15 protein-coding genes, 1 tRNA gene and 1 rRNA gene are annotated in these 16,833 nt (G+C 47.5%); 15 read left to right on the top strand and 2 right to left on the bottom strand.

What is annotated here, in order from left to right; genetic code table 11:
* Positions 1 to 46 precede the first annotated feature (46 nt).
* From rrf to ACN081_RS08295, 3 genes are all read left to right on the top strand, one after another.
* Positions 47 to 163, top strand: a 5S ribosomal RNA gene (rrf, locus tag ACN081_RS08305).
* 199 nt (positions 164 to 362) lie between these two features.
* Entirely contained in the window at positions 363 to 1,250 is an 888-nt protein-coding gene (locus ACN081_RS08300; protein ID WP_419107512.1) for a DsbA family protein, read from the top strand.
* 182 nt (positions 1,251 to 1,432) lie between these two features.
* Positions 1,433 to 1,509, top strand: a tRNA-Thr gene (locus ACN081_RS08295).
* 132 nt (positions 1,510 to 1,641) lie between these two features.
* Here the strand turns inward: ACN081_RS08295 and ACN081_RS08290 are convergent.
* The gene (locus ACN081_RS08290) at positions 1,642 to 3,273 is read right to left on the bottom strand and encodes an ABC-F family ATP-binding cassette domain-containing protein (protein ID WP_419107511.1); all 1,632 of its coding nucleotides are present in this window, start codon (positions 3,271 to 3,273) and stop codon (positions 1,642 to 1,644) included.
* 436 nt (positions 3,274 to 3,709) lie between these two features.
* Between ACN081_RS08290 and ACN081_RS08285 the strand changes: the two genes are divergently transcribed.
* From ACN081_RS08285 to ACN081_RS08235, 11 genes are all read left to right on the top strand, one after another.
* Positions 3,710 to 4,057 (top strand): hypothetical protein, encoded by a 348-nt coding sequence (locus ACN081_RS08285; RefSeq protein WP_419107510.1) that lies wholly within the window; start codon positions 3,710 to 3,712, stop codon positions 4,055 to 4,057.
* A 476-nt stretch (positions 4,058 to 4,533) separates the two neighbouring features.
* A complete protein-coding gene (locus ACN081_RS08280) occupies positions 4,534 to 5,595 on the top strand; it encodes a zinc-dependent alcohol dehydrogenase family protein (protein ID WP_419103961.1) in 1,062 nt (353 codons plus the stop codon).
* Positions 5,596 to 6,210: 615 nt separating this feature from the next.
* Positions 6,211 to 6,447, top strand: coding sequence for a 50S ribosomal protein L28 (gene rpmB, locus ACN081_RS08275; RefSeq protein ID WP_419102422.1), 237 nt, complete (start codon positions 6,211 to 6,213; stop codon positions 6,445 to 6,447).
* 2 nt (positions 6,448 to 6,449) lie between these two features.
* Positions 6,450 to 6,620: a 50S ribosomal protein L33 gene (rpmG, locus tag ACN081_RS08270; RefSeq protein ID WP_145175751.1), complete on the top strand. Its 171-nt coding sequence runs from the start codon at positions 6,450 to 6,452 to the stop codon at positions 6,618 to 6,620.
* Positions 6,621 to 6,623: 3 nt separating this feature from the next.
* On the top strand, positions 6,624 to 6,929 hold the full coding sequence (rpsN, locus tag ACN081_RS08265) for a 30S ribosomal protein S14 (protein WP_419102421.1): 306 nt from the start codon (positions 6,624 to 6,626) through the stop codon (positions 6,927 to 6,929).
* Between the two features lie 70 nt (positions 6,930 to 6,999).
* Entirely contained in the window at positions 7,000 to 7,287 is a 288-nt protein-coding gene (locus ACN081_RS08260; protein WP_419102420.1) for an HU family DNA-binding protein, read from the top strand.
* Positions 7,288 to 7,445: 158 nt separating this feature from the next.
* Positions 7,446 to 8,084 carry a hypothetical protein gene (locus ACN081_RS08255; RefSeq protein WP_419107509.1) on the top strand — a complete coding sequence of 213 codons (639 nt, stop codon included), beginning with the start codon at positions 7,446 to 7,448 and terminating at the stop codon, positions 8,082 to 8,084.
* Between the two features lie 23 nt (positions 8,085 to 8,107).
* Complete coding sequence (locus ACN081_RS08250; protein ID WP_419107508.1) at positions 8,108 to 8,689, top strand: copper resistance CopC family protein; 582 nt, start codon at positions 8,108 to 8,110, stop codon at positions 8,687 to 8,689.
* A 65-nt stretch (positions 8,690 to 8,754) separates the two neighbouring features.
* Positions 8,755 to 9,597 (top strand): copper chaperone PCu(A)C, encoded by an 843-nt coding sequence (locus tag ACN081_RS08245; protein WP_419107507.1) that lies wholly within the window; start codon positions 8,755 to 8,757, stop codon positions 9,595 to 9,597.
* 59 nt (positions 9,598 to 9,656) lie between these two features.
* Positions 9,657 to 10,967: a Dyp-type peroxidase gene (locus ACN081_RS08240; RefSeq protein ID WP_419107506.1), complete on the top strand. Its 1,311-nt coding sequence runs from the start codon at positions 9,657 to 9,659 to the stop codon at positions 10,965 to 10,967.
* Positions 10,924 to 13,206, top strand: a complete 2,283-nt coding sequence (locus ACN081_RS08235; protein ID WP_419107505.1) for a cytochrome c oxidase assembly protein — start codon at positions 10,924 to 10,926, stop codon at positions 13,204 to 13,206. Before ACN081_RS08240 ends, ACN081_RS08235 begins: the two co-directional genes overlap by 44 nt.
* Before the next feature lie 3 nt (positions 13,207 to 13,209).
* Here ACN081_RS08235 and ACN081_RS08230 read toward each other — a convergent pair whose 3' ends face one another.
* Positions 13,210 to 14,610, bottom strand: a complete 1,401-nt coding sequence (locus ACN081_RS08230) for an amino acid permease (RefSeq protein ID WP_419107504.1) — start codon at positions 14,608 to 14,610, stop codon at positions 13,210 to 13,212.
* Between the two features lie 295 nt (positions 14,611 to 14,905).
* Between ACN081_RS08230 and ACN081_RS08225 the strand changes: the two genes are divergently transcribed.
* The gene (locus tag ACN081_RS08225) at positions 14,906 to 16,831 is read left to right on the top strand and encodes an NHL domain-containing thioredoxin family protein (RefSeq protein ID WP_419107503.1); all 1,926 of its coding nucleotides are present in this window, start codon (positions 14,906 to 14,908) and stop codon (positions 16,829 to 16,831) included.
* Positions 16,832 to 16,833 lie beyond the last annotated feature (2 nt).

Raw genomic sequence — 16,833 nt, 5'->3', positions numbered from 1 at the left:
TAACCTCCAAGTGAGGTTTCAGGCAACGTAGACTTTGTTGTAAGTTTACGGTGGCTATAGCAAGAGGGAAACGCCCGGTTCCATCCCGAACCCGGAAGCTAAGACTCTTTGCGCCGATGGTACTGCACTGGGGACGGTGTGGGAGAGTAGGTCGCCGCCGGTTTTTATCGGGATATTGAGGGGCTTTCACAATTATGTGAAAGCCCCTCTTTTTTATTTAACAACAAGTCCATGAATTTTACGACTTGGTACTCCTGTGGAAAGAATGACAGTTTTCTATAAAAGCCTCTATAACGTTTATTCTTGGGAGATAACTCAGCTAGGCTATTATCCGTAAAATACTATGAAAGAGAGTATCTCTAGTGTCTAAAGAAGATTCTAAAAACTCTGTTGATCCACGCGAACGTGCTCGCCAGATTGCTGCTAAGCAAGCAAAGCTTGGTGCACGTTCTAATAAGCGTTGGATGCAAGCAACCATCGCTTTGGTTGTTGTTGCGATTATCGCTATTGTGGCAACAATCTTTATCACAACGAAGAAAAACACCATTGAGGATGCAGGGCCTGTACCAGAATCAGCTAATAAATATGGTGGTATTGTTCTGACTGCTGACGGTATTGAGAAAGGGGCTTCTGATGAGCCTACACGCGATATCAAGAGCCTTTATAGTGCAACAGCATCGCATCAAGCGACAGAAGGGGCAAAAGAAACACCTTTGCCTCTAGGCGTACAGACTCCTGAGGAAGCTGCACACAACGGGAAACCCGTACGTGTAACCATCTTCCAAGATTATAACTGTGTTCACTGCGCTGAATTTGAAAAAGCTTATGGTGGTGAAATAGAAAAACTGGTTAAAGAGGGAAAGATTACTCTTGAAATTCGTAATCTAACCTTCCTCGATGGGGAGTATGCTGGTCAGTATTCTGCTCGTACAGCTGCTGCAGCTTATGCTGTTGCAAATCAGGTTTCACCAGAGAAATTCTTGGAATATCAGAAAGAGATTTTCTCGCATCAGGGTAAAGTCATGAAGAATGCTGAGATTATTGATATCGCTAAAAAATATGGTGCTGATATCAAGGACGATATGGATAACAATAAATGGCGTTCTCTCGTGAATGTTGTGACACCTGAGTCTTCTAATAACGGTGTTTCTGGTACTCCTACGGTTTATGCTGATGGACAACAGTACACTTCTAATGACTTCACAACATGGCTTAACGGCATTATTGAAGCTAAACAGAAGTCTGAGTAGTCTCAATAATCTTCTAAGACGTTATAGCCGTTTGTAGAGCTTTAAAAAGCGTTTCGCTCATGAGTCTTTTTAGGCATGTGAGCGAAACGCTTTTTTGTGATGTGTTTCCTGTCTTTTAGGTCTTGCTGAAGATGCATATTATCTAAAGTTCAGGTACACTAGTTGAGTGCCTTAGCGCATATGCCTCCTTAGCTCAGCTGGCCAGAGCACCTGTCTTGTAAACAGGGGGTCACCGGTTCGAATCCGGTAGGGGGCTCCACTTATGAGTGCAAACGGTAATACGTTATTCTAGGAATAAGATTATCTGGGCGCTTGTTTTTTCAAAATTGTTTGAGAAAACAAGCGCCCATTTTTTATGTACTCGGTTCGCTGGTATGGCATAGGATAAGTTTCAGCCCCTGAAGCTACTTCTGTCTTTAAGATGAATTTGTCGTCCATGCCAGTGGTCGATAAGCCAACGATCGTGACTTGCGATAATGAGTGTTCCCTTCCACGTTCGCAGAGCCTCTTCGAGCGCTTGCATGGTGTCTAAATCAAGGTAGTTAGTCGGTTCATCCATTATCAGTATTGAGGGATTTTCCGCTAGTACGATAGCGACTTGAGCACGTCGTTGATTTCCCGCAGATAAGTCTGAAATGGGTGTGGCCCACATAGAAGGGTGCAGAATTCCTTGACCTAGCTTACCGACACCCTGTTGCCAAAGTCTATTGTTAAATCCTGTATATCCTTCACTCGGGAGGTGTTGGGGAACAATGCCAATCGAATCATCACGTGAAACTGAGCCGTTTGTTTCTGCTCCTATGGGAGGGTTTCCTGTCGCAATCCAGTTAAGTAATGTGCTTTTACCGGTGCCGTTTCTTCCGGTGATAAGGAGGTGTTCTCCTGCCGATAAATCCATGTCTATTGGTAGAAGTCGGTTTGCAACGGATGCCTGCCTAACAGAAACAACAATCCCCGAGCTTGGCTGACCTTGGTATGGAGGGAACTGTAACTTGTAGCTACGAGGTTTGTGAACTTCTTCCTCTTTTAGACGGTTCAAGCGAATTTCGTCGCTTCTCATGCGATTAGCTGATGTTGCTGAAGCCCTATCAGCAAAAAACTTTTTAGCTACCCCGGTTGCAGTATTGAGGCGAGTTCCACCGCGAGCAATTTTCATACTTTCGTGACGGTGCTCTTGAAGTTTGCGTTTTTGGGACTGCTGAGACGAATGGATTTGTGCATGTTTTTCTTGAGCAGTTTTCTTCGCGGTGAGGTAATCCGAATAGTTCCCTCGGCTGCGGAAAAGACCGCCGGAATTATCTTCTCCCCGTGCTTTAGCTAACTCACTCCATACTGCAACGTCAGTGTCATAAATGATGGTTGCTGTCTCTTCGATAAAAGCCCGATCATGACTTGATACAAGTACAGGACCATCCCACTGACGAATGGTATCTGAGAGGAAGCTAACCGCGTCCGCATCTAAGTGGTTCGTTGGCTCATCGAGAATAAGGGCGTTGGGACGAAGGACGAGTAACGCCGCCAACCGTAATCGAGCGCGTTGCCCAGGAGAGAGCGTCTTGAGGCTACGTTCCATCAGGGATGCACCGACTATGTTTAGTCCAAGACCAGTGAGAGTCTCCGTTAACCGAGAGTCTAACGACCATACATCTCGTGCAGTCATTTCAGCAAGAACATGGTCGTATTCGGTTTCTAATGTACTGTCACCTTCAGATAACGAAGCCAATATCTGATCAAAACGTGCCGATAAATCTCTGATGGGTGCAAATGCGGTATCAAAGTAGTCGTTGACTCGACCTACGAAATGATTGGGGTCGGGCACAAAATGTTGTGATGGGGTGGGGACTACCTGCCCTGAAGTAGGTGACAATTCTCCAGAAGCGACTTTAAGTAGTGTTGTCTTTCCGCTGCCATTGGGGCCAATAATAAATGCTCGTTCGCTTTCAGCAACGTGAAGATTTACGTGATTAAGTATTTGGCGAGATCCGTAAGAAAATGAGACGGTGTTAAGAGTAATAGAAGGCATAGTAATCTCCATGACGTAGAAAAATTGAGGTTACGTCTCAGCGGGGCTGAGTGGAAATTACATGTTCATTGTTGTTAGGTACTCCTTAAGAAGTGACGTCACAAGTAGACATCGAACATGTGTCATTATAGGTGGAACTCGCATTGAATACTAGCATAATGAGGAATAACTGCGGTTATCTCTAATGGTTAAGAGTGGTTAGCCTGTCTTCAGCTGCGCTGTGTCAAACAGGCTCGAGAGATTACCTAAGTATCTATCGAAAATTAATATAAATAATCTTTGGGTATTTTCTTGTACGCCTCATTGGTAGTGTGGTTTTTAGTTGGTCTTAGATGCTATGCGAAAATATCTATTCTTATTAATGCTAGTAGAGCGGACATAGCCTATGTCTGGCTATCTCTATGAATCGGCTGGCGTAGGGGGAGGAGAAAATACAATGTTCACGACAGCAGACGGCAATAAAGCTTTAACCGTTGTTTTACTGGTTGTGCTGATGCTTTGGTCTACGTATTTGGCGAGTTTTCATGCTCCTCATTCTATTTTTGCTGTTGTTTCTTTTGTCCTTCTACTGATGTTCTACCTCTACTGGGTCTTGAGAGAGCGGATTTTTCTGACGGTTATGAGTCTTCTGCCTCTTTACTGTATGACCGGAATTTCGGTGTTATTCAGGTGTGTTGGAGAGAATAATAGTGTTCTGGTTCTCCTCGCAGATATTCTGGCTATTGTTGCGCTTGTATCGATGTCTTTGCTTCTGTATAAGAAGTCTTCTGTTCGCAATCCATAACTTTGGGTGCTGTTTTTTGGTTAGAATCAGCACTCGTGAAGTGCCTAGATAGTTTAATCTTGGGGTGATTTTCTGCTGTTGAGCTTTTGCTGGAAAGCTCATATTTTGTATTAATGTCATGACTTTAATACTTTTTAATAAAGGTTGTTTTTACCTCTTATAAATGCGAGATTTAGGGACTTATTTACCCTAAGTTTTTATGCGACACACCAAGGTTTTCTTGTATGTTTCTATGAAACAGCTTGAGTTAAGGTATAAAAATTTTTTTATGGATTTTTATTTTTGCATAAAAAAGTTTTCCCAAGTAAAAGCCCTGTTTTTATGGCTTGGTGACAATGTGTAACTTAGTAGAAAAAAAGTAAGTACGAGTTAGTATTGTGTGGCGTAACACAGGGCGTTATCCTTATGTGTAGATGGAAAACGCCCGAGTACCATCACGGGCAACACACTAGACATTTATTGGAGGAGTAGACCTTATGAAGGCACTCGTTTACCACGGTCCCGGCAAGCGTAACTGGGAAGAAGTACCAAACCCCACCATCTTGGAGCCAACCGACGTTATCGCTCGCGTTGACACCACCACTATTTGCGGTACTGACCTCCACATTCTTAAAGGCGATGTTCCCGAAGTTGAAGAGGGTCGTATTCTTGGACACGAAGCTATTGGCACCATTACCGAAGTTGGCGAAGCTGTAACCGACCTCAAAGTTGGCGATCGCATCATCATTCCTGCTGTTACCAACTGTGGTAAGTGCTCCTACTGTAAAGCAAACCAGCCAGCACACTGCCAGACCGTTGGTGGCGTTGGTTGGATTTTCGGTTACATGATTGACGGTACTCAGGCTGAGTATGTTCGTGTTCCTTACGCAGAAACTTCAGTGCACCTCGTACCTGAGGGTCTAGATGATGAAGATGTTCTCTTCCTCACCGACGCTCTACCTACCGGTTTTGAGATTGGTATTCTCAACGGTAACACCAAGCCTGGTGACACCGTTGCAGTTATCGGTGCAGGCCCCGTTGGTCTTGGTGCAATCATGACTGCAAACCTTTGTGGTGCAGGTCGCGTTATTACCGTCGACATGGACGAGAACCGTATGAACAAGGCTCTTGAACTTGGTGCAACCGACAAGGTTAACGCTTCTGACCCTGACGCAATTGAGAAGATTAAGGCTCTCTCTAACGACGGTCTTGGTGTAGACGTTGCAATTGAGGCTGTTGGTATTCCTGCAACCTTCCAGACCTGCATGGATATCGTTCGCCCCTTCGGTTCTATCGCAAACGCTGGTGTTCACGGTAAGCCTGTGGAGCTTCCTATCAACAAGATGTGGATTTCTAACGTCTCCATCAACATGGGTCTCGTAAGCTGCAACACCGTTGGTAACCTGTTGAACATGGTTAAGTCCGGACGCCTCAATGCGCGCGCAATGGCAACCCACCACTTCACCTTCGATGAATTCGAAGAAGCATACGAGCTCTTCGGCAACGCTGCTAAGCACGACGCAGTGAAGGTTGTTATCTCTCGCGAGAAGAAAGCATAAATAGCTTTCACGTTCTATGTTGAAACCTTTAAAGGTTAAATAGAAGAGGTGTGTCACCCCAATCTTTTGGGGGTGACACGCCTCTTTGTATGTTGGAATAATGTGAGTGAAAAAATTAAGCCGTTAATCTCACACTGTAAATTTCATGCATGTAATTTATCGGGGTCAAACCCTGTTTTAAAAAGCTGGAAAGACAGACAAAATAATCTTAAAAACAGTTTTGACAAGCAAAAATATAAACTTATGGTAGACTTGTGTATGACTTGAAAGTATACCTGATGCCATCTTTTGAGGTGTGAGTGCCTTGATGAAGCGTTGAGTTTCTAGGAATCTTGCATTCTTAAAGGTGGTTTTAGGTTGCATAAAAGCCAGTATTTACATAGTATTTAAGGCTGTCGCATTGGTGGCAACACCTCTCGACACCTTGAACTATTCACCGTTATTCCGCGGCGGGGATTTAGCTTGTTTTCTCACCCAAGCTGAGTCTCATACACTCCAGCCCGGCGAATAACCCGGTGCTCTACCTTGGTGACGGGACGCTCATACAACTTGCACTTGTGCTAAGTATGTACCGCCTGCGCACCGTCATTACGTCAACAAATGGAGGAGAAAACTATGGCAGCAAACTGCCAGGTGACCGGAGCTGTTCCCGGCTTTGGACACAGCATTTCCCACTCGCATCGTCGCAACAAGCGTCGTTTCGATCCGAACATTCAGAAGAAGCGTTACTGGGTGCCTTCACTGCGCCGCAACGTAACCCTCAACGTGTCCGCTAAGGGCATCAAAGTTATTGATGCTCGTGGTATTGATGCTGTTGTTGCAGAAATGATTGCACGCGGGGAGAAGATTTAATCATGGCTTCAAAGACCAAGGACGTACGTCCTATCATCAAGCTTAAGTCCACTGCGGGTACCGGCTACACCTACGTAACCCGCAAAAACCGTCGTAACAACCCCGACCGTATGACCCTCAAGAAATACGATCCCGTTGTTCGTAAGCACGTAGAATTCCGAGAGGAGCGATAAGACATGGCTAAGAAGTCCAAAATCGCTCGTAACGAACAGCGCAAAGAAATCGTTGCACGTTACGCAGAAAAGCGCCTAGCGCTCAAAAAGACCCTAGTCGACGAAAATGCTACTCCGGAAGAGCGCGAAGCTGCTCGTCTCGGACTGCAGAAGCTTCCTCGTAACGCTTCTCCAGTACGTGTTCGTAACCGTGACCAGATTGACGGCCGCCCCCGCGGTACTTTCCAAAAATTTGGCATTTCTCGCGTCCGTTTCCGTGAAATGGCACACCGCGGCGAATTGCCCGGTATCACCAAGTCAAGCTGGTAAGGTTTGGCTAGTAACGATTTAGCTACTGAGCTAATCGCTAGATAAACATAAAGTCTCAGGAGGGGCAACTATGGCTAAGAACCGCAGCGAACTCGTCGCAGAGGTTGCAGAGAAAGCTGGCACCAGCCAGGCAGCTGTAAACGGTGTGCTAGACGCACTATTCCAGGTATTTGAGAAGTCTGTCGCCAAAGGCGAAAAGATTACCATTCCTGGTTGGATGGCTATTGAGCGCACTGACCGCGCTGCACGCACCGGTCGCAACCCACAGACCGGGGAAACTATTCAGATTCCTGCTGGTCATGGTGTTAAGCTGACCGCTGGTTCCAAGCTGAAGGCAGCAGTCTCCAACAAGAAATAAAAACTTGTCAAAGACTTACAAAAGAGGTTGTTTCATCGAAAGATGAAGCAACCTCTTCTGTATATCTACGGGTATAGATGTTTCAGTAACCTCAAGAGGACGAAACCTCAGATACACTAGAAAAAAGTATTGGATACACAGGAGAGGAGCCACAACGGATGACACACACATCCCTCGACCGCTCGTCTTCTGAACGTACTGAACAACTACTGCGTGCATGGTGTACCGCACTAACCTCCACCTCAGTAGGAGCTCTTGCTCACGGTATTGCAGGAGGCGGTTTGCCTCACCCTATTATCTGGCTTCTCTGCACCGCACTGACAGCATTAGCTTGTTTGCCGTTTAGTACGTATCGCATATCAAAATATCTCTTAGCTGGAGCAATACTCCTTGGACAAGGATTATTGCATCTCATGCTTGCATATAGCGGGACGTCACTGACCGATACACACCGCCATCATCATGGAGCTCAACGGCTCAACTTTAGCTTGCATCTAGAGACTACTACCCACCATGCGCATCATGGGAATATGCCACTGATGGTGCTTTTTCACATCGGTGCGGCAGCAATAACTTTTGGCATGTTCTGCTATGGACAAGAAACGATTCGTCGTTGTCTCAACGCCCTAAGCCTTCGCCTGACAGAACTGTTCTGGACTCCACCGGTACACATTCACCTTCCCCGAACATACCGTGTGCCAATCTACTTTTTTGAGCAGACGCTCCATACCCTGCTACTTCTTCTTACACAGCCTCGACGAGGCCCACCTCTATTGCGTTGTTCTTTCCATAACTAAACAACACAATAGAAGGAATATATATGAAGACAGCACCATCTCGTGCACTCCATAAAACACTAATCTCTGCTCTATACGCACTATTAGTGTTAGGTTTGAGCACCTTAGCCATTACTCCAGCTCAAGCCCATGACCAACTTATTTCTACGGTTCCTGCCGATGGAGAAACCCTTAACCAGCTACCTGACAAAATCACCCTCAAATATAGTGGGAATATTTTAGATGTCGATGGAGCTAACCAAGTACGAGTAACAACCTCGACGGGGGAATCTATCGCTAGCGAATCTCCAGAAATTTCAGGAAAAGATGTCTCGACGACACTTTCAGGAGACAAAAAAGCTAACGAAACATACACCGTTACGTGGCGAGTAGTTTCTGAAGATGGACACCCCATTCAAGGAAAATACGAGTTCGTCGTCGGTGAAGGTGCACCGAAAACATCGGCTACGGAAGCAACAGCAACTCACGAAGCTTCAACCGAAAAACAGGATGCGCCAGAAACCTCTTTGATCGAGAAAAATAAAGGCATTATCTTTTCTCTCGCAACATTAGCTACGGTAGTCGCCGTTATCGTTCTCCTTCTTAAGAACAGGCGTTCTTCCTAAGGCATCTTTTTCTATCACCAAACGTTCCTAAAAGCGTTTTATTATATTTTTTTTGAGGAATACTCATGTTTAAGATTTCTACACCCAAAACTACTGTCCTATTGAGCTCTGTCGCTATTGGTGCGCTTGTCCTTACGGGCTGCGGAGCACAAGATACCTCAAACCATCATTCTCAAAGCTCGGCTACTCCCACATCTTCTGCAGATGCTAGCAGTACTGCTACGACACCTACAGAAACTACAACGAATGCCTCTGAGCAAAATAGTGCACTGGTCTTTTCTGATACTTGGGTTAAAGCTACAAAAGGTGGTATGACCGCGTTCTTCGGGAAAGTAAAAAACACTACGGATAAACCCATCACCATTGTTTCTGCGACGAGCTCTATCTCTGATGATACGCAACTGCATACTACAGAGAAGGACCCCGCTACCGGCTCAACGATGATGAAACAAGTGACAAGTTTTACCATCAACCCCGGAGAAGATTTTGTCTTTGAACCAGGCGGAAACCACATTATGGCAGTGGGAATGAAATGTTCCCTACCTGCAGGACTTCGTGCAAATGTCACCCTCAAAACCGAAGATGGTCAAGAGTTTGGCTTTGAAGCAGTCGCTCGCGATTATGCTGGTGCGAAAGAAGAGTATGCTCCTGGCGAGGAACATACTCCTGCAGGTAGTGAGCATTCCCACGAACATGGTGAGCACTCCCACGAACATGGTGAGCACTCCCACGAACATGGTGAGCACTCCCACGAACATGGTGAGCACTCCCACGAACATGGTGAGCACTCCCACGAACACGGCGACTCACATGAACACGGCGACTCACATGAAGGAATGCACCATATGGATGGCATGTCTGAAAGCGAAGACAACTCCCAAACCGTGCTTCCACAATGCGCACAATAATACCTACGACATCTAAGACGCTGATAGCGTTTTAGAAAACCTCCACCTTGAGGAAACCGATGAGTGATTCTGAGCAGACCCCCGCACACATTTCTGACAAAGAAACAAAACCAGCACCAACACGTAGACACCTCGTTGCAGGTGCCCTCGGCGCAGGTATCGGAGCTCTTGCAACAGAAACAATCCATAGGATGTCTCCCGAAACCCACCAAGAAACAACAAAAGAACAAAAAGTTGCACCTCTTCAGGAATCGAGAACATCCTTTTACGGGGCACGGCAAGCTGGAATAGACACACCAGCACCAGCAATTGGGCATTTTATCGCTATCGACTTAAACGACGATACCGACGCTCAACAGCTAAGCCGTCTGCTCAGAATCCTCACCGATGACGCCGCGCAACTCACTCAAGGACACGCCCCAATCGTTGACCAAGAACCAGAACTCGCAGAAACTCCAGCGTCACTAACCATCACTTTTGGATTCGGCGAAAAAATCTTCGAGATAGCAAACCCCCGCCAAAAACCACCATGGCTCAAACCACTACCACCCTTCGCGCAAATCGACCAGCTACAAGAACGCTGGAGTGACGGCGACCTCCTCATTCAAATCTGCGCCGACGACAGAATGACCGTCGCCCATGCGCAACGAATGCTACTCAAAGACACCCGAACTTTTGGAACTATCCGATGGGTACAAGAAGGATTCCGCCACGCGTACGGATCCCAAAAACCCGGGCAGACCATGCGAAACCTCTTTGGGCAAGTTGACGGGACCGTCAACCCCACAACATCAGATAACAGCATGGAACAAGTCGTATGGGGAAAACACCCTAAGACCCCCGCATGGGAAGAGAACGGAACCTCTATCGTCATCCGACGTATCCATATGAATATCGACACCTGGGACGAAGCAGACAGAATTGCACGTGAAGACGCCGTTGGCAGAAAGCTAAGCAACGGAGCACCTCTTACCGGAGAAAAAGAACACGACATACCCGACCTCTCGGCAACAGACCACCTCGGATTTAACGTCATCGCACCCTACGCACACATACGTAGAGCAAGCCCACAAGAACCCCAAGAACGTATCCTTCGACGAGGATACAACTACGACCTTCCTGTAACAGACGCATCAGGCTTTTCACGACATGGAGAAACTACCGGAGGCATCTCCCAAAGCGGACTAATCTTCGCCTCATACCAGAGTGACCCCACACAACAATTCGTTCCCATCCAAAAACGCTTAGCACAACTCGACATGCTGAACACTTGGACGGTACCCATCGGATCAGCAGTATTTGCGATTCCCGCCGGATGCCAAGAAAATGGATTTATCGGAGAAAACCTCTTCAAACCCTCCCAGCCATAACAAGCCCATCACCACAGACACACCACACCACAACACAGGAACAACCAACCCCATGGCGCAGCGACGATTTACGCAACAAAAAACACCTCAAGAGAAGACCTCACAGCTTATCAAAGCACTCTCTTACGGGGGAGTAAGCCGCCAATGGATTTGGGCATTTCCCATATCAGCCCTGCTGCTACTTATCCTGTCATTACTCGTCACCGGCGAAAGCAACGCAACTGCTCTTGTCGACGCCGGAGCCTTTGTCCGCTGGGGGCTACCTATCGTTGAAGTACTTCATAACTTCGCCATGATGGCAACAATGGGTGCTCTCATCTTTGCTATAGGCATCATCCCACGCTTTAGGGATTCAACACTGAACACAAAAACCTTCCGAAAAAACTCCACTCAACATCAAAAACAACGAGCAGAATACCCTCCCTTTACCGCACTGCTTAACTTCGCATCAGCACTATCAGTGACTTGGACACTCACCGCTATAGCAGTGCTCGTACTTACCTACTCCGACATCTCAGGCAGACCGATAACCGCTGCAAGCTCTTACGCATCAGAACTCATCAGCTACATCACCGACATCGATGCAGGAAAAGAACAAGCCACAACAATCATCGTTGCAGCTACCGTCTCAACACTCATCTTTGCGGTACGTTCACTACTAGGACTACTTATCACCTGGGGTATTTCGCTAATCGCCATCATCGATATGGCATTAGGCGGACACTCCGCCGGCGGTGCAGACCATATGGGAGCCGTCAACTCCCTCGGACTGCACCTCTTAGGAGCTATCAGCTGGTGCGGTGGGCTGATTGCGCTCGCCTACATCTCCCAGCAAATTAGCGCACCAGAAGCAGGAACCGGCACCACCGTAGAACAAGAGCGAGGCACTAATACTACTCTGAACCGTCGTGCCCCAATGGCAATTGTGGTTCTCAGAAGATACTCTGCAGTAGCACTCTTCGGATTTATTCTTATCGTTCTATCAGGAATTATTAACGCTGCTGTGCGTATGAATAATCTTTCTGAACTATTCACCACAGCCTACGGCAATATGATTCTCACAAAATTCATCCTGACCATGATGTTAGGGGTCATAGGTGCAGTTCACCGACTTTACCTCATACCTGCTATGTCACGTGGGGAAATTCGCCCCATCATCGGCATATGGCGCGCAATTATCGCTGAGATTATGATTATGGGCGCAGCAAGTGGACTAGCCGTATCACTCTCTCGAACCGCCCCACCCGTTCCAGAAACCCTTGCAACCGACGCCCCACCTGTACGCATCATCACCTGGTACGATATGCCACCAGAACCCTCTCTCACCCATTGGGTTACACAATGGCGTTTTGACTGGCTATGGGTATTCCTCATCTGCTGTGCAGGATACTTTTACCTATGGGCCTACTATCGTGTGAAAAAAGCTGGCGGAACATGGCCCATCATGCGAACCGTCTCTTGGCTAGTTGGACTCTTCGCACTGAACTATGTCACCTCCGGAGCCTTAGCCATTTACGGTCGAGTACTCTTCTCCGCACACATGGTGGAACACATGTCACTGACCATGATTGTTCCCATTTTTCTCGTCCTTGGAGCACCTATCACACTCCTCTTGAAGGCTTTAGAACCTCGCCAAGACGGAACACGAGGCCCACGAGAATGGATTTTGAGAATTATTCACTCTCGATGGTCCAAAATCGTCACAAACCCCATTTTCGCAGCCGTTAACTTTGCCGGTTCTATCGTCATCGTTTACTTCACACCATTACTCAATTTCGTACTCTCCTACCATGTGGGTCACGAGTTGATGATTATCCATTTCTTAATGACCGGATACATTTTCTCTCTCGTACTCATCGGAATTGATCCCATCCCGTATCGTCCCGCCTACCCCATGCGTCTCATCCTCCTCATCGCAACGTTGGGGTACCACGCATTTGTTGGTATTGCCATGATGAATATGGAAACACTACTTGCCGCATCATGGTTTGGAAACCTTGGAAGAGAATGGGGACTATCCGCCATCGACGACCAAAAACTTGGCGGATCACTCATGTGGGGGATAGGCGAACTACCCACCATGCTCATCGCTGTAGCCGTCGGTATTCAATGGGCAGCATCCGACAAAAAAGTTGCCAAACGACTAGACCGGCAAGCCGAACGCGACGGCGACGCAGACCTCAAAGCCTACAACGAAATGCTTGAAAAACTCAACGAAGAAAACTCAACATCACAATAACAACTAACGAGTTACGCGAACAGAACGCAACCACCCAAAGAACACCACCACAACTGCCACGCCAGTAGAGATAAGAACCTCATAACGGTGCTCTATACTCACACCCATAAACAGCAAAAGAGCAACTAACACAACAATAAGCACCCAATTAAGATACGGAAAAGCCCACATCTTAAGCACATCCGCACGAGTCGTCACATCAACACCCTCTGCCAAAAGAATACGGCGAGAACGAAGATGAGACACTGCAATAAAAAGCCACACAAAAATACCAGTAGCACCGGTCGTATTCACCAAAAAACTAAAAACAGCATCCGGCATAAAATAATTCAAAAGAACCGACGCAACACCCACACACGAAGAAAAAATAACCGCAACCCACGGGCTACCCACCGAAGAAACTCCACCCAAAAACCTCGGAGCATCACCGCGCGAAGCCATAGCAAACAGCATGCGAGAAGAACTATATAACGATGCATTCAAACACGATATAAGCGCCGTAAGAACCACAATGTTCATTACAACCGCAGCATACGGGACACCAAAACTCTCAAAAACCGTCACAAAAGGTGAAACACCCGAGACAATAGACGTCCACGGAACCACACACAACGTCACAGCAATAGCACCAATATAAAAAATAAGAATACGCAACAACACAGCACGTACAGCCTTTACCACAGACTCCCGCGGATGTGTTGATTCACCAGCTGCAATAGTAACAATCTCAGCGCCAAACATTGAAAAAATGACGGCAAGAAGCGCACTAAACACAGCACCCACACCATGCGGGAAAAACCCACCATGACCAACCAACTGGAAAAGGCCCGCAGAAGAATGAGGGATAACACCTACAAGCGCCAACACACCCAACACAATCAACAGACCTAAAGCAAACACCTTAACCGAAGAAAACCAAAACTCAGATTCCCCATAAACCCGAACCGATACGAGATTTAAAAGCGTCAAAGCAAGAACAAGAACACCGGCAACCGCCCACTGCTCAAAAGCCGGAAACCACCCAGAAATAATCGTGGCAGCAGCCGTCGCCTCAATAGCAACCGTAACAGCCCAAAACCACCAATATAACCAACCCACGGTAAAACCCGCCCAAGCACCAATAAAACGATGAGCATACGCAGAAAAAGAACCAGTCTGCGGAGACGCTGAAGACAACTCACCTAACATGCGCATCACCAGAGTCAAAATAACACCAGCGAAAACATAAGAAAGAATCACTGCAGGACCAGCAACCGTAATAGCAGTAGAAGACGCCACCAAAAGACCCGCACCAATAGCCCCGCCTAAAGCAATCATCGAAAGATGACGAGGACTCAACGACTTCGTCAACGAACGTTCAGAAGGAGAAACCAACCCAACAGAACCATCAGATACTGACGACATAGAACTCTCACAATCATGAGACATAGCCAAACTGCTACTTTCTGCTAAAACGCAAACAACAACACAAGCCCATACACAACCATCAGGAAAGTGTTTTTACCGCTACATAGACTACTCCGACAAGGGGTAATAACAAAATAAAAGAGAACATCACCTATATGACACAACATCACAAAATATGACAATCTATAACAAGCACTACCTCAAGAAAAGAAATACTTTCAGACAAAAATACATCCTAAGATAGTGTAAACACACATCAACGAACCAACATCAATACGAAAGACTACCTCGAATGAACAACACAATACGCTCACACAAGGTACGCGCTAGCGAATTAACCGGACGCGGATGGTTCAACACCGGAGGCAAAGACCTCAACCTACAAAGCCTCCGCGGGAAAATTGTCATTCTCGACTTCTGGACACTCTGCTGTATCAACTGCCTCCACGTCCTCGATGAGCTACGCCCCCTCGAAGAACAATACGGCGACGTCCTCGTCACCATCGGAGTACACTCACCAAAATTTGAACACGAAGCAGACCCTAAAGCCCTCGAAGCAGCTATCGACCGGTACGACATCGCGCACCCCGTCCTCGACGACCCAGAACTAAGCACCTGGCAATCCTACACTGCACGAGCCTGGCCCACACTCGTCGTCATCGACCCCGTAGGATACATCGTTGCGCACCTCTCCGGAGAAGGACACGTTCAAGGGCTCACCACACTCGTCGAAGAACTCATCCAAGAACACAAAGAATCCGGCACTCTACGCTACGGCGACAGCCCCTACGTCCCACGCCCCAAACCACAAGGCACCCTAGCCTTCCCCGGAAAAGCTATCGAACTACCCGCCGAATACTCCGAAGAAAACACCACCACCTACCTTGTCACCGACAGTGCACGCCACCGACTCGTACAACTCAACCCCGACCTCGAAACAGCGCAACGCACCATCGGAACAACACAACGAGGATGGAAAGACGGAAACAGCGATGAAGCGCTCTTCAACGAGCCACAAGGTCTATGCCTCGTACCTGAAGAACTCCGCGAAACACTCGGATACGACATCCTCATCGCAGACACCGTCAACCACCGTATCCGCGCCCTCAACTGGAAAACCCAACGCATCACAACCATCGCTGGCAACGGTGTACAACGCCTCATCGACGGCGAAAAAGCACGCTCAAAAGACCCCAACCACATCCCAGAAAACCTCAACCCAACCGACGTTGCACTCTCCTCACCCTGGGACATCACATGGTCACACCAAGCACAAGAATTCATCATCGCCATGGCTGGAACACAACAACTCTTCAGCTACAACCCACACACCAATAGAATCCGTGTATTCGCCGGAACAGGAGCTGAAGGACTCAAAGACGGAACAGCCCAAGACAGCTGGTTCGCCCAACCCTCCGGGCTGACAGAAGACCATCAAGGCAACATCTGGGTTGCAGACTCAGAAACCTCCGCACTTCGTCTCATCCGCTTTGAAAACAACACCCCACACATAGAAACAGCCATAGGCGTTGGACTTTTCGACTTCGGATACGTTGACGGAAACAGCACCACATCACGACTACAACACCCCCTCGGACTGACCGCCCTACCCGACGGATCAATAGCTATTGCTGACACCTACAACGGTGCTATCCGCCGATACCAACCCGAAACACAAGAAGTAACAACGCTCATCCGCGACCTAGACGAACCCTCAGACGTCCTTATCGAACATACAGACACTGGCGCTCGCCTAATCGTAGTAGAAGCTAACGCACACCAACTCATCCGCATCAATATCCCTGAAAATGCACAAAAAATTGATGAAGGATCATCACAAACAGCACGCCCAGCGACCTCACTCAAAGGGGAGAGCCTGCAACTAGTGGCCCGTTTTAGTGCGCCAACGGGACAAAAACTTGATTACCGTTGGGGAGACCCCACCCAGTTACAGGTATCTTCGACACCTGAAGAATTCATCCTCTCAGGAGCCGGAACATCCCAAGGGCTACAACGTTCGTTAACTCTCAACCCCCAAATTAATAATGCGGTACTACACATTACCGCTCGAGCTGCTGCCTGCGACGGAGAAGAAGGACAAGAAATTCCTGAACACGCAGCATGCCACCTCTACCAACAAGACTGGGGTATTCCCGTAGTTGTCGACGGTGAAGGAGAAGAAACACTCACTCTCGACCTACGAGGCGTAAACTCCTAAGA

The sequence above is a fragment of the Rothia sp. P13129 genome (genome assembly GCF_048512865.1).
In the GTDB taxonomy this organism is placed as follows: domain Bacteria; phylum Actinomycetota; class Actinomycetes; order Actinomycetales; family Micrococcaceae; genus Rothia.
Note: the sequence above shows the minus strand (reverse complement) of the source record. Positions and strands in the feature narration are given on the sequence as shown.